At 52.4% G+C, this 10821-nt stretch carries 21 protein-coding genes and 1 pseudogene; 1 reads left to right on the top strand and 21 read right to left on the bottom strand.

The window, feature by feature from the left end:
* Positions 1 to 257 precede the first annotated feature (257 nt).
* A pseudogene (locus GWQ29_RS17280) lies at positions 258 to 368 on the top strand (gamma carbonic anhydrase family protein); the annotation flags it as partial.
* Between the two features lie 215 nt (positions 369 to 583).
* Here the strand turns inward: GWQ29_RS17280 and rplQ are convergent.
* The 21 genes from rplQ to rpsC form a co-directional block, all read right to left on the bottom strand.
* Positions 584 to 967: a 50S ribosomal protein L17 gene (gene rplQ / locus GWQ29_RS17275; protein WP_005307999.1), complete on the bottom strand. Its 384-nt coding sequence runs from the start codon at positions 965 to 967 to the stop codon at positions 584 to 586.
* Between the two features lie 43 nt (positions 968 to 1010).
* Complete coding sequence (gene rpoA / locus GWQ29_RS17270; RefSeq protein ID WP_005307997.1) at positions 1011 to 2000, bottom strand: DNA-directed RNA polymerase subunit alpha; 990 nt, start codon at positions 1998 to 2000, stop codon at positions 1011 to 1013.
* 25 nt (positions 2001 to 2025) lie between these two features.
* Positions 2026 to 2646, bottom strand: a complete 621-nt coding sequence (gene rpsD, locus GWQ29_RS17265; protein ID WP_005319700.1) for a 30S ribosomal protein S4 — start codon at positions 2644 to 2646, stop codon at positions 2026 to 2028.
* Between the two features lie 39 nt (positions 2647 to 2685).
* The gene (gene rpsK / locus GWQ29_RS17260; RefSeq protein ID WP_005319702.1) at positions 2686 to 3075 is read right to left on the bottom strand and encodes a 30S ribosomal protein S11; all 390 of its coding nucleotides are present in this window, start codon (positions 3073 to 3075) and stop codon (positions 2686 to 2688) included.
* A 14-nt stretch (positions 3076 to 3089) separates the two neighbouring features.
* Positions 3090 to 3446 (bottom strand): 30S ribosomal protein S13, encoded by a 357-nt coding sequence (gene rpsM / locus GWQ29_RS17255; RefSeq protein WP_005307991.1) that lies wholly within the window; start codon positions 3444 to 3446, stop codon positions 3090 to 3092.
* 139 nt (positions 3447 to 3585) lie between these two features.
* Positions 3586 to 3699, bottom strand: coding sequence for a 50S ribosomal protein L36 (gene rpmJ, locus GWQ29_RS17250; RefSeq protein WP_005319705.1), 114 nt, complete (start codon positions 3697 to 3699; stop codon positions 3586 to 3588).
* A gap of 27 nt (positions 3700 to 3726) precedes the next feature.
* Entirely contained in the window at positions 3727 to 5055 is a 1329-nt protein-coding gene (secY, locus tag GWQ29_RS17245; RefSeq protein WP_005307989.1) for a preprotein translocase subunit SecY, read from the bottom strand.
* A gap of 8 nt (positions 5056 to 5063) precedes the next feature.
* Positions 5064 to 5501, bottom strand: coding sequence for a 50S ribosomal protein L15 (gene rplO / locus GWQ29_RS17240; RefSeq protein ID WP_005319708.1), 438 nt, complete (start codon positions 5499 to 5501; stop codon positions 5064 to 5066).
* 2 nt (positions 5502 to 5503) lie between these two features.
* Entirely contained in the window at positions 5504 to 5683 is a 180-nt protein-coding gene (rpmD, locus tag GWQ29_RS17235; protein ID WP_005307985.1) for a 50S ribosomal protein L30, read from the bottom strand.
* A gap of 6 nt (positions 5684 to 5689) precedes the next feature.
* Positions 5690 to 6190: a 30S ribosomal protein S5 gene (gene rpsE, locus GWQ29_RS17230; protein ID WP_005319713.1), complete on the bottom strand. Its 501-nt coding sequence runs from the start codon at positions 6188 to 6190 to the stop codon at positions 5690 to 5692.
* Positions 6191 to 6204: 14 nt separating this feature from the next.
* Entirely contained in the window at positions 6205 to 6558 is a 354-nt protein-coding gene (rplR, locus tag GWQ29_RS17225; RefSeq protein WP_275907558.1) for a 50S ribosomal protein L18, read from the bottom strand.
* A 9-nt stretch (positions 6559 to 6567) separates the two neighbouring features.
* Complete coding sequence (rplF, locus tag GWQ29_RS17220; protein ID WP_005319720.1) at positions 6568 to 7101, bottom strand: 50S ribosomal protein L6; 534 nt, start codon at positions 7099 to 7101, stop codon at positions 6568 to 6570.
* Positions 7102 to 7114: 13 nt separating this feature from the next.
* Positions 7115 to 7507, bottom strand: coding sequence for a 30S ribosomal protein S8 (gene rpsH / locus GWQ29_RS17215; protein ID WP_005307980.1), 393 nt, complete (start codon positions 7505 to 7507; stop codon positions 7115 to 7117).
* A gap of 21 nt (positions 7508 to 7528) precedes the next feature.
* A complete protein-coding gene (gene rpsN / locus GWQ29_RS17210; protein ID WP_005319722.1) occupies positions 7529 to 7834 on the bottom strand; it encodes a 30S ribosomal protein S14 in 306 nt (101 codons plus the stop codon).
* A 10-nt stretch (positions 7835 to 7844) separates the two neighbouring features.
* The gene (gene rplE, locus GWQ29_RS17205; protein ID WP_005319725.1) at positions 7845 to 8384 is read right to left on the bottom strand and encodes a 50S ribosomal protein L5; all 540 of its coding nucleotides are present in this window, start codon (positions 8382 to 8384) and stop codon (positions 7845 to 7847) included.
* Positions 8385 to 8397: 13 nt separating this feature from the next.
* On the bottom strand, positions 8398 to 8715 hold the full coding sequence (gene rplX, locus GWQ29_RS17200) for a 50S ribosomal protein L24 (RefSeq protein ID WP_005319727.1): 318 nt from the start codon (positions 8713 to 8715) through the stop codon (positions 8398 to 8400).
* An 11-nt stretch (positions 8716 to 8726) separates the two neighbouring features.
* Positions 8727 to 9095 (bottom strand): 50S ribosomal protein L14, encoded by a 369-nt coding sequence (gene rplN / locus GWQ29_RS17195; protein ID WP_005307975.1) that lies wholly within the window; start codon positions 9093 to 9095, stop codon positions 8727 to 8729.
* 147 nt (positions 9096 to 9242) lie between these two features.
* Entirely contained in the window at positions 9243 to 9491 is a 249-nt protein-coding gene (gene rpsQ / locus GWQ29_RS17190) for a 30S ribosomal protein S17 (protein WP_005319730.1), read from the bottom strand.
* Positions 9491 to 9682, bottom strand: coding sequence for a 50S ribosomal protein L29 (rpmC, locus tag GWQ29_RS17185; RefSeq protein ID WP_005319733.1), 192 nt, complete (start codon positions 9680 to 9682; stop codon positions 9491 to 9493). Before rpmC ends, rpsQ begins: the two co-directional genes overlap by 1 nt.
* On the bottom strand, positions 9682 to 10095 hold the full coding sequence (rplP, locus tag GWQ29_RS17180; protein WP_005319737.1) for a 50S ribosomal protein L16: 414 nt from the start codon (positions 10093 to 10095) through the stop codon (positions 9682 to 9684). Before rplP ends, rpmC begins: the two co-directional genes overlap by 1 nt.
* Before the next feature lie 13 nt (positions 10096 to 10108).
* Complete coding sequence (gene rpsC / locus GWQ29_RS17175; RefSeq protein WP_005319740.1) at positions 10109 to 10819, bottom strand: 30S ribosomal protein S3; 711 nt, start codon at positions 10817 to 10819, stop codon at positions 10109 to 10111.
* Between the last annotated feature and the right edge of the window lie 2 nt (positions 10820 to 10821).

Genomic DNA, 10821 nt, shown 5'->3' with positions numbered 1-10821 from the left:
TACTCAACCGCCTTCTCGAGTCAAGCCTTATTTTCAAAGGCTTTTCGAGGCACCGACTGGCTTGTTTGCGTTGCCGCTTGCCCTGTCGATGTGGCGCATTATAGAGAGATTGATCGCGTTGGCAAGGCCCTCAATGCAATAAAACTGCAAAAACCGGCACTTTTTTAGTTATTCATAACCAACCACAGCTTTTGTACAAACTTATCCACAGAAGCGAGTTCCGGATTGCTAGAATGGCCAAAAACAAGGAGGCCAAGATGGACTTGCGACTGAGACCTTACAAAGGAAAACGCCCGCAACTGGGCAAACGGGTGTACGCAGATCCCTTCGCAACGTTGGTGGGATATATCGAACTGGCCGACGATGCTCAAGAGAAGTGATCAGGCCATTCACTATTTAACCAGGCTTGGGAACAACGCTTACTTCTTATATAGAAGAGGTTGAATGGTGAATTGAGACAGTTGAGGCAGTTGAGGCAGTTGAGGCAGTTGAGGCAGTTGAGGCAGTTGAGGCAGTTGAGGCAGTTGAGGCAGTATCAGGATTCATTAAAAGAAAAGCCGGGACAAGCCCGGCTTTTTCTTTATCACTCAGCAGCTGCTTCAGCAGCGGCCGGGCGGTCTACCAGCTCAATGTAAGCCATAGGGGCGTTGTCGCCAGCACGGAAACCGCATTTCAGAATGCGAGTATAACCGCCGGCGCGCTCCAGGTAGCGCGGGCCCAGTTCATTGAACAGCTTAGCCACGATCGCGTTGTCGCGAGTGCGGGCAAATGCCAGACGACGATTAGCAACGCTATCAGTCTTGGCAAGGGTGATCAGCGGTTCAACTACACGACGCAGCTCTTTTGCCTTAGGCAGAGTCGTCTTGATGATCTCATGACGAACCAGGGAGCTGGCCATGTTGCGGAACATAGCCTGACGATGGCTGCTGTTCCGGTTCAGTTGACGACCACTCAAACGATGGCGCATGACCTTATCCTTCTAACTAAATCTGTGAAACCCGTAATCTGGATTACTCGTCAGCGATGCTGGCGGGCGGCCAGTTCTCAAGGCGCATGCCAAGAGACAGACCACGGGAGGCCAACACATCCTTGATCTCAGTCAGGGACTTCTTACCGAGGTTAGGAGTTTTAAGCAACTCAACTTCGGTACGCTGTACCAGATCACCAATATAGTGGATAGCTTCTGCCTTCAGACAGTTCGCAGAACGAACTGTCAGCTCCAAATCATCGACAGGACGTAGCAGAATCGGATCAAACTCGGGTTTCTCTTCTTTCTTCTCGGGCACGCTGACATCGCGCAGATCCACGAAGGCTTCCAGTTGCTCGGCCAGAATAGTGGCAGAACGACGGATGGCTTCTTCAGGATCCAGAGTACCATTGGTCTCCATGTCGATGACCAGCTTGTCCAAGTCGGTACGCTGTTCCACACGTGCTGCCTCAACATTGTAGGCAATACGAACGATGGGGCTGAACGCGGAGTCCAGCAGCAGGCGACCAATCGGACGCTCTTCATCATCGTTGTGAACACGAGCAGAAGCAGGCACATAACCACGACCCCGCTGAACTTTCAGGCGCATGCTGATTTCAGCATTGGCACCGGTCAGGTGGCAGATTACGTGCTCCGGGTTTACGATCTCGACTTCATCACCGTGAGTGATATCACCAGCGGTAACGGGGCCTGTTCCAGACTTGGTCAGGGACAGAGTTACCTCGTCCTTGCCTTCCAGCTTCACAGCGATACCTTTCAGGTTGAGCAGAATTTCAAGAATGTCTTCCTGCACACCTTCTTTGCTGCTGTACTCATGCAGTACCCCGTCAATTTCGACTTCAGTAACTGCACAACCGGGCATAGATGACAGCAAAATACGACGCAGGGCATTACCCAGCGTGTGACCAAAACCACGCTCAAGTGGCTCAAGAGTCACTTTCGCATGAGTCGGGCTAACTTGCTCGATGTCAACTAGCCGCGGTTTAAGAAAATCTGTTACAGAACCCAGCATTGTGTCCTCTCTTTAGAAGCTAGCTTTACTTGGAGTAAAGCTCGACGATCAGCTGTTCGTTAATGTCGGCAGACAGGTCGGAACGCTCTGGCAGACGCTTGAAAGCACCTTCCATTTTAGCGGTGTCAACCTCTACCCAAGTCGGCTTCTCACGCTGACCAGCAACCTCGAGGGATGCTTTGATACGCGCTTGCTTCTTAGCCTTCTCACGAACGCAGACCACGTCCTCAGGGGAAACCTGGAAAGAAGGAATATTCACAACGCGACCATTTACCATGATGGCCTTATGGCTCACCAGCTGACGAGATTCAGCACGGGTAGCGCCGAAGCCCATACGGTAAACAACGTTGTCCAAACGACCTTCCAGCAGCTGCAACAGGTTCTCACCGGTGTTACCCTTTTGACGGGCAGCGTCGCGGTAGTAGTTGCGGAACTGTTTTTCCAATACGCCGTAGATACGACGAACTTTTTGTTTCTCGCGCAGCTGAACGCCGTAGTCGGACAGACGCGCTTTGCGCGCACCGTGCTGACCAGGGGCGGTGTCAATCTTGCACTTAGAATCAATCGCACGAACACCAGACTTCAGGAAGAGGTCGGTGCCCTCACGACGGCTAAGCTTAAGCTTAGGACCGATATATCTTGCCATCTTCTTTCTCCAACAATCCTAGACCAAGTTGCAACAGCGTTATACGCGGCGCTTCTTGGGAGGACGACAACCGTTGTGCGGGATCGGAGTCACATCAGTAATATTAGTGATGCGGAAACCAGCCGCGTTCAGAGCGCGGATGGAAGACTCACGACCGGGACCCGGACCTTTGACCATGACTTCCAGGTTCTTCACGCCGTATTCTTTGGCGATCTCACCAGCACGCTCAGCAGCTACCTGGGCAGCAAACGGAGTGGACTTACGGGAACCACGGAAACCTGAACCACCGGAGGTAGCCCATGACAGGGCATTGCCCTGACGGTCAGTAATGGTCACGATTGTGTTGTTGAAAGATGCATGAACGTGCGCAATACCGTCGCTCACTTGCTTTTTAACGCGCTTGCGAGCACGAGTCGGAGTTTTAGCCATTTTCTACCTTCCCGTTACTTCTTGATAGCCTTGCGCGGACCCTTACGGGTACGAGCGTTGGTCTTGGTACGTTGACCACGAACAGGCAGGCTACGACGGTGACGCAAACCACGGTAGCAACCCAGATCCATCAATCGCTTGATGTTCATGGATATCTGACGACGCAGGTCACCTTCAACGGTGAATTTACCTACTTGTTCACGCAGACTCTCGATCTGAGCTTCGTCCAGGTCTTTAATTTTCACATTCTCAGCGATACCGGCTGCGGCACAGATGGCCTTGGAGCGGGTACGACCGACGCCATAAATCGCAGTCAAAGCAATGACTGCATGCTTATGGTCAGGAATGTTAATGCCAGCGATACGGGCCACTATTCACTCCTACATATAGTAGATTACGACCACCACAAAGCCCGTGAGCGGATACGTGGCGGTCAACCAATACACAACAAAAGTTGGCTGGCTATATTAGCCAGCACAACTATTTGTTGCAAGTACTAACCGTAAAAAATTAGCCTTGGCGCTGTTTATGCTTTGGCTCGCTGCAAATCACACGCACCACACCGTGACGCTTGATGATTTTGCAGTTACGGCAGATTGCCTTAACGGAAGCACGAACTTTCATTGCTTAACTCCGTAACTACGCCGACCTTTAGCGGCCGTAGCCCTTCAGGTTGGCCTTCCTCAGGACGTCGCCATATTGATGAGACATCATATGGGTTTGTACCTGAGCCATGAAGTCCATGATAACTACCACGATAATCAGCAGCGAAGTGCCACCGAAGTAGAACTGTACGTTCCAGGCAGTCATCAAGAACTGGGGTACCAGACAGATAAAGGTTATATAGAGCGCACCTGCCAATGTCAGGCGAGTCATAACCTTATCGATGTAACGTGCTGTCTGCTCGCCCGGGCGGATCCCCGGGATAAAGGCTCCACTCTTCTTCAAGTTGTCTGCTGTCTCGCGGGGGTTGAACACCAGCGCGGTATAGAAGAAACAGAAGAAGATAATGGCTGCTGCATAGAGCATCTCATACAAGGGCTGACCCGGCTGCAGGACCATAGAGACCTGTTGCAGGATATCAGCGACCTTGCCCTCACCCTGACCAAACCAAGAGGTTATGGTCCCTGGGAAGAGGATGATGCTGGATGCGAAAATCGCAGGAATCACACCGGCCATATTCACTTTCAATGGCAGGTGTGTGCTTTGCGCTGCGAATACCTGGCGGCCTTGTTGACGCTTGGCGTAGTTAACGACGATACGACGCTGACCACGTTCCACGAACACCACAAAGTAAGTCACTGCGAAAACAATCAAGCCCAGCAACAACAACAGCAGGATGTGCAATTCCCCTTGACGTGCCTGTTCGGCCGTAGCACCAATGGCATGCGGCAAACCAGCAACGATACCCGTGAAAATAATCAACGAGATACCGTTACCGATCCCACGCTCGGTAATCTGCTCACCCAACCACATCAAGAACATGGTACCGGTGACCAGACTCACAACGGCCGTGAAATAGAAGCCCAAACCCGGATGTGTCACGAGTCCTTGCATCATATTCGGCAGACCGGTTGCAATACCAATGGCCTGGAAAGTTCCCAAAACCAGCGTGCCCCAACGGGTATATTGGCTAATCTTGCGACGGCCAGATTCACCTTCTTTCTTGAGTTCAGCAAGAGCGGGGTGAACCACAGTCAGCAGCTGGATAATGATCGATGCCGAAATGTACGGCATGATCCCCAGCGCAAGAATAGAAGCACGCGAGAGTGCACCACCACTGAACATGTTGAACATCTCAATGATGGTGCCCTTCTGTTGTTGGAACAACTCGGCCAGTACGGCGGCGTCAATACCAGGAATCGGCACATAAGAGCCTGCACGGAAAACGATAATCGCCCCGAGAACGAAGAGCAGACGGCTCTTCAGTTCACTCAGACCACCCTGTGCTTTAACATCCAATCCTGGTTTCTTAGCCATTGTACTGATTATTCCTCGATTTTACCGCCAGCGGCCTCGATGGCTGCACGTGCACCTTTGGTGACGGACACACCACGAACGGTCACAGCACGGTCAATGTTGCCAGACAGGACAACTTTAGCGAAAACGATGTTCTTGGTAACAACACCGGCTTGCTTCAGAGTGCTCAAATCGACCACATCACCTTCTACCATGGCGATTTCGTTCAGACGCACTTCGGCAGAAACCAAAGATTTGCGAGAGAAGAAACCGAACTTCGGCAGACGGATTTTCAAAGGCATCTGGCCGCCTTCGAAACCAGCGCGGACTTTACCGCCACCGGAACGAGAGGTTTGACCTTTCACACCACGACCACCAGTCTTGCCCAGGCCGGAGCCGATACCACGACCACGACGTTGTTTTTCAGGCTTGGAACCAGCGGCCGGAGACAGAGTATTCAGACGCATGCTTAGCCCTCCACCTTAACCATGTAATAAACCTGGTTGATCATACCGCGTACGCAGGGAGTATCTTCCAGCTCAACGGTGTGACCAATGCGACGCAGACCCAGACCACGCAGAGTCGCCTTGTGCTTTGGCAGACGGCCGATAGAGCTGCGAGTTTGAGTTACTTTTACAGTGTTAGCCATGTCGCATTACCCCAGAATTTCTTCAACGCGCAGACCACGCTTGGCAGCGATCTGGGCCGGGGATTGACCCTGTACCAGAGCGTCTACAGTTGCGCGAACAACGTTGATTGGGTTGGTGGAACCGTAGGTCTTAGCCAGCACGTTGTGAATACCAGCAACTTCCAGAACAGCACGCATGGCGCCGCCTGCAATGATACCAGTACCTTGTGAGGCCGGCTTCATGAACACGGAGGAACCGGAGTGAACACCGCGCACCGGGTGGTGCAGAGTGCCATTGTTCAGTTCTACCTTGCTCAGGTTACGCTTAGCCTGTTCCATCGCTTTTTGAATAGCGGCCGGAACTTCACGGGCCTTACCGTAACCGTAACCTACACGGCCGTTACCATCACCCACCACGGTCAACGCGGTGAAGGACATGATACGACCACCTTTAACAGTTTTCGAAACACGGTTTACTGCAATCAGCTTTTCTTGCAGTTCGCCGGCTTGAGATTCGACTTTAGCCATCTTCGACTCCTAGCTTAGAACTGAAGACCAGCGTCACGAGCAGCGGTAGCCAGAGCGGCTACACGACCGTGATACTTGAAACCGGAACGATCGAAAGATACGTTCTGAACGCCTTTGGCAATAGCACGCTCAGCGATTGCTTTACCTACTACGGTAGCTGCATCAGCATTACCGCAGTATTTAAGAGCTTCACTGATGGCTTTCTCTACTGTAGAAGCAGAGGCCAGAACTTCGGAACCGTTGGCTGCGATAACCTGCGCGTAGATATGACGCGGGGTACGGTGAACAACCAGACGGGTAGCTCCCAGTTCCTGCATCTTCTTCCGAGCACGAGTAGCACGACGGAGACGAGCTGCTTTCTTGTCCATAGTGTTACCTTACTTCTTCTTAGCTTCTTTAGTACGCACTTGCTCGTTGGCATAGCGTACACCCTTGCCCTTGTAGGGCTCCGGAGCGCGGTAAGAACGGATATCGGCGGCGACCTGGCCAACCAGCTGCTTGTCCACACCACGCAGAACGATCTCTGTAGCGGTCGGGCATTCAGCGGTGACACCAGCCGGCAGCGCATGCTCTACCGGGTGAGAGAAGCCCAGGGCCAGCGCGACAGCATTGCCCTTGATGGAGGCTTTATAACCTACACCAACCAGCTGCAGCTTACGCTCGAAGCCTTGGGTAACACCGATTACCATGTTGTTAGCCAATGCACGTGCAGTACCGGCCTGAGCGTCAGCACCAGCGATGCCGTCGCGCGGGGCGAACTTCAGTACATTGTCTTCTTTGGTCACTTCTACACCGGCGTGGATGGAACGAACCAGAGAACCTTTACCACCTTTGATGGACAGTTCCTGACCGTTCAGAGTCACCTCTACGCCAGCAGGAATAGTGACGGGTGCCTTAGCAACGCGAGACATTTCCGACCTCCTATTAAGCGACGTAGCAGATGATCTCACCACCCATGCTTGCCTTGCGGGCAGCACGGTCGGTCATCACACCTTTAGACGTGGACACGATAGCAACACCGAGACCGCCCATAACTTTCGGCAGATCAGTAGTGCGCTTGTAAATACGCAGGCCGGGACGGCTCACACGTTGGATCAGTTCTACAACTGGCTTGCCCTGGAAATATTTCAGTTCAATTTCCAGTTCCGGCTTCACATCACCAGCTACGGAGTAGCCAGCGATGTAACCTTCTTCTTTCAGCACTTTGGCGATAGCCACTTTCAGCTTGGAAGAAGGCATGGAAACCGCAACTTTGCTCGCCGCCTGACCGTTACGGATGCGGGTCAGCATATCCGCGATCGGATCTTGCATGCTCATAAGTCTAACTCCCGAGATTCGTTACCAAGAAGCCTTCTTCAGGCCCGGAATTTCGCCCTTCATGGCATGCTCACGCACCTTGATGCGAGACAGACCAAACTTACGCAGGAAACCGTGCGGACGACCAGTAATATTGCAACGGTTACGCTGGCGGGACGGACTGGAATCACGGGGCAGCTGTTGCAGTTGCAGTACAGCATCCCAACGCGCTTCTTCAGAAGCGTTCATATCAACGATGATAGCTTTCAGCTCGGTTCGCTTAGTGGCGAACTTGGCTACCAGCTTCGCACGCTTTGCTTCACGTGCTTTCATGGATGTTTTAGCCATAACCCTAACCTTACTTGCGGAATGGGAAGTTAAAGGCAGCCAGCAGAGCACGGCCTTCTTCATCGGTATTCGCGGAAGTGGTGATGGTGATATCCAGACCACGGACGCGATCGACTTTGTCATAGTCGATTTCCGGGAAGATGATTTGCTCACGCACGCCCATGGAGTAGTTACCACGACCGTCGAACGCTTTAGCGTTCAGGCCACGGAAGTCACGGATACGCGGTACGGAGATGCAAATCAGCCGTTCCAGGAACTCCCACATACGCTCGCCACGCAGGGTTACTTTACAACCTATCGGGTAGCCTTCACGAATCTTGAAGCCCGCAACAGATTTGCGAGCTTTGGTGATCAGCGGCTTCTGACCGGAAATGGCAGCCATATCGGCAGCGGCATTTTCCAACAGCTTTTTGTCAGAGATCGCTTCACCAACACCCATGTTCAGGGTGATTTTCTCGATCCGAGGGACTTGCATGATAGTCTTGTAACCGAACTGTTTGGCCAGTTCATTTACTACATCGGATTTGTAGTAATCATGCAGTTTCGCCATCGTTAAACTCCAATTACTTCACAAGTTCGCCGGTGGATTTGAAGAAACGAACTTTTTTGCCGTCTTCAATCCGGAAACCAACGCGATCAGCCTTGCCAGCGGCAGAGTTGAACAGCGCTACGTTAGAAACGTCCATTGGGGCTTCTTTGCTGATGATGCCGCCAGCCTGACCCAGTGCGGGTACCGGCTTTTGATGCTTCTTCACCAGATTGATGCCTTCAACAAGAACCTTACCTTCGGTTACCAGGACTTGAGTGACTTTGCCACGCTTGCCCTTGTCTTTGCCGGTAAGAACAATCACTTCGTCTTCGCGACGGATTTTAGCTGCCATCGTTCGACTCCTTACAGTACTTCGGGTGCCAGGGACACAATCTTCATGAACTTCTCATTACGGAGTTCACGGGTCACCGGGCCAAAAATACGAGTACCGATTGGCTGTTGGTTGTTGTTAAGCAACACAGCCGCATTGTTGTCGAAACGGATGACTGAGCCGTCCGGACGACGAACGCCTTTACGGGTGCGTACGACCACCGCGTTATATACATCACCTTTCTTCACTTTACCGCGAGGAATGGCTTCCTTGATGGAAACTTTGATGATGTCGCCGATGCCGGCATAACGGCGGTGCGAGCCACCCAGAACCTTAATACACATTACACTGCGAGCGCCGGAGTTGTCGGCTACACCCAGCATACTTTGCATCTGGATCATTTTAGTGCTCCGCTTTGTTTACTTCTTATCCCTTTCGGGATCTGGCTGCCTTCAAAAGGCGCGAAACTATAACACATGATTTTGAGAAAAGGTAGCCTAAAAAACAAACGGCCCCGCTAAGGGGCCGTTTGGACTACAAAGTACCGATTAGGCCTTTTCTAAGATCGCAACCAGGGTCCAGGACTTGGTCTTGGACAGCGGGCGGCATTCGCGGATTTCCACGAGATCGCCAGCTTTACACTCGTTGTTTTCATCATGTACGTGCAGCTTGGTAGTGCGCTTGATGATCTTACCGTAGATCGGGTGCTTTACCTTGCGCTCGATAGCAACAGTGATGGATTTTTCCATCTTGTCGCTGATTACACGACCTTGCAGAGTACGGATCTTGTCAGTCATTACGCACCTGCCTTCTCAGTCAGTACAGTCTTGATACGTGCGACGTCACGACGCACTTGTTTCAGAGTGTGAGTCTGAGCCAGCTGGCCAGTGGACGCTTGCATGCGCATGTTGAATTGCTCACGCAGCAGGCCCAGCAGCTCCTGGTTCAGTTCATCGACGCTCTTTTGACGCAGATCTTGGGCTTTCATCACATCACCGTCTTAATTACGAAAGTGGTCTGAACAGACAGCTTAGCTGCGGCCAGGGCAAACGCTTCACGCGCCAGAGCCTCAGGTACACCGTCCATCTCGTACAGAACCTTGCCAGGCTGGATCGGGCAGACCCAATATTCCACGTTGCCCTTACCTTTACCCATACGAACTTCGAGAGGCTTTTCGGTGATGGGCTTGTCCGGGAACACACGGATCCAGATCTTGCCTTGACGCTTAACGTGACGGGTCATGGCACGACGGGCTGCTTCGATTTGACGAGCAGTCAGTTGACCACGAGATGTCGCCTTCAGGCCAAAGGTACCGAAGGATACTTCGTTACCAGTGTTGGCCAGACCGCGGTTGCGACCCTTATGGGTCTTGCGGAATTTAGTACGCTTTGGTTGCAACATTTACCGAATCTCCTTACTTACCGCGGCGTTTGTTATCGCGCTTGGGCTTTGCAGGAGCTTGCTCTTGAGCAGCGGCAGCATTAACTGCAGCCAGACCACCCAGAACTTCGCCCTTGAAGATCCAAACCTTAACGCCGATCACACCGTAAGTGGTGTGGGCTTCAGAAGTTGCGTAGTCGATGTCGGCACGCAGGGTGTGCAACGGCACACGACCTTCACGGTACCATTCGGTACGCGCGATTTCAGCACCGCCCAGACGACCAGACACTTCCACTTTGATGCCCTTGGCACCCAGGCGCATTGCGTTCTGTACGGCGCGCTTCATAGCACGACGGAACATTACGCGACGTTCCAGTTGGGAAGTGATGCTGTCAGCAACAAGCTTGCCATCCAGCTCCGGCTTACGGACTTCGGAAATGTTGATCTGAGCAGGCACGCCGGTAATCACGGCGACAGCTTTGCGCAGTTTCTCAACGTCTTCGCCTTTCTTACCGATCACAACACCCGGACGAGCGGTGTGAATGGTCACACGGATGCTCTTGGCCGGACGCTCGATGGTGATCTTGGACAAGGACGCATTTTTCAGTTCCTTAGTCAGGAACTGGCGTACTTGAAAATCGCTGTACAGGTTGTCAGCGAAGTCTTTGGTGTTCGCGAACCAGGTAGAATTCCAAGGCTTGGTAATACCCAGGCGAATGCCATTAGGATGTACTTTCTGACCCATTG

Origin of the sequence: Aeromonas sp. 2HA2 (assembly GCF_029237345.1) — a bacterium.
Lineage (GTDB): Bacteria > Pseudomonadota > Gammaproteobacteria > Enterobacterales > Aeromonadaceae > Aeromonas > Aeromonas salmonicida.
Note: the sequence above shows the minus strand (reverse complement) of the source record. Positions and strands in the feature narration are given on the sequence as shown.

What these genes read in the sequence shown, in the direction of transcription:
- rpsE (WP_005319713.1), bottom strand. Translation starts at nt 6,190, where the DNA reads ATGGCTAAAGTCGAATCTCAAGCCGGCGAACTGCAAGAAAAGCTGATT.
- rpsK (WP_005319702.1), bottom strand. Translation starts at nt 3,075, where the DNA reads ATGGCTAAAACTCCGACTCGTGCTCGCAAGCGCGTTAAAAAGCAAGTG.
- rplE (WP_005319725.1), bottom strand. Translation starts at nt 8,384, where the DNA reads ATGGCGAAACTGCATGATTACTACAAATCCGATGTAGTAAATGAACTG.
- rpsH (WP_005307980.1), bottom strand. Translation starts at nt 7,507, where the DNA reads ATGAGCATGCAAGATCCGATCGCGGATATGCTGACCCGCATCCGTAAC.
- rpmJ (WP_005319705.1), bottom strand. Translation starts at nt 3,699, where the DNA reads ATGAAAGTTCGTGCTTCCGTTAAGGCAATCTGCCGTAACTGCAAAATC.
- rpsC (WP_005319740.1), bottom strand. Translation starts at nt 10,819, where the DNA reads ATGGGTCAGAAAGTACATCCTAATGGCATTCGCCTGGGTATTACCAAG.
- secY (WP_005307989.1), bottom strand. Translation starts at nt 5,055, where the DNA reads ATGGCTAAGAAACCAGGATTGGATGTTAAAGCACAGGGTGGTCTGAGT.
- rplR (WP_275907558.1), bottom strand. Translation starts at nt 6,558, where the DNA reads ATGGACAAGAAAGCAGCTCGTCTCCGTCGTGCTACTCGTGCTCGGAAG.
- rplO (WP_005319708.1), bottom strand. Translation starts at nt 5,501, where the DNA reads ATGCGTCTGAATACTCTGTCTCCGGCCGCTGGTTCCAAGCCTGAAAAA.
- rpsN (WP_005319722.1), bottom strand. Translation starts at nt 7,834, where the DNA reads ATGGCTAAAACATCCATGAAAGCACGTGAAGCAAAGCGTGCGAAGCTG.
- rplN (WP_005307975.1), bottom strand. Translation starts at nt 9,095, where the DNA reads ATGATCCAGATGCAAAGTATGCTGGGTGTAGCCGACAACTCCGGCGCT.
- rpmC (WP_005319733.1), bottom strand. Translation starts at nt 9,682, where the DNA reads ATGAAAGCCCAAGATCTGCGTCAAAAGAGCGTCGATGAACTGAACCAG.
- rplF (WP_005319720.1), bottom strand. Translation starts at nt 7,101, where the DNA reads ATGTCTCGCGTTGCTAAGGCACCCGTCACTATTCCTGCTGGCGTAGAG.
- rpsQ (WP_005319730.1), bottom strand. Translation starts at nt 9,491, where the DNA reads ATGACTGACAAGATCCGTACTCTGCAAGGTCGTGTAATCAGCGACAAG.
- rpoA (WP_005307997.1), bottom strand. Translation starts at nt 2,000, where the DNA reads ATGCTGGGTTCTGTAACAGATTTTCTTAAACCGCGGCTAGTTGACATC.
- rplQ (WP_005307999.1), bottom strand. Translation starts at nt 967, where the DNA reads ATGCGCCATCGTTTGAGTGGTCGTCAACTGAACCGGAACAGCAGCCAT.
- rpmD (WP_005307985.1), bottom strand. Translation starts at nt 5,683, where the DNA reads ATGGCTAACACTGTAAAAGTAACTCAAACTCGCAGCTCTATCGGCCGT.
- rpsD (WP_005319700.1), bottom strand. Translation starts at nt 2,646, where the DNA reads ATGGCAAGATATATCGGTCCTAAGCTTAAGCTTAGCCGTCGTGAGGGC.
- rplX (WP_005319727.1), bottom strand. Translation starts at nt 8,715, where the DNA reads ATGGCAGCTAAAATCCGTCGCGAAGACGAAGTGATTGTTCTTACCGGC.
- rplP (WP_005319737.1), bottom strand. Translation starts at nt 10,095, where the DNA reads ATGTTGCAACCAAAGCGTACTAAATTCCGCAAGACCCATAAGGGTCGC.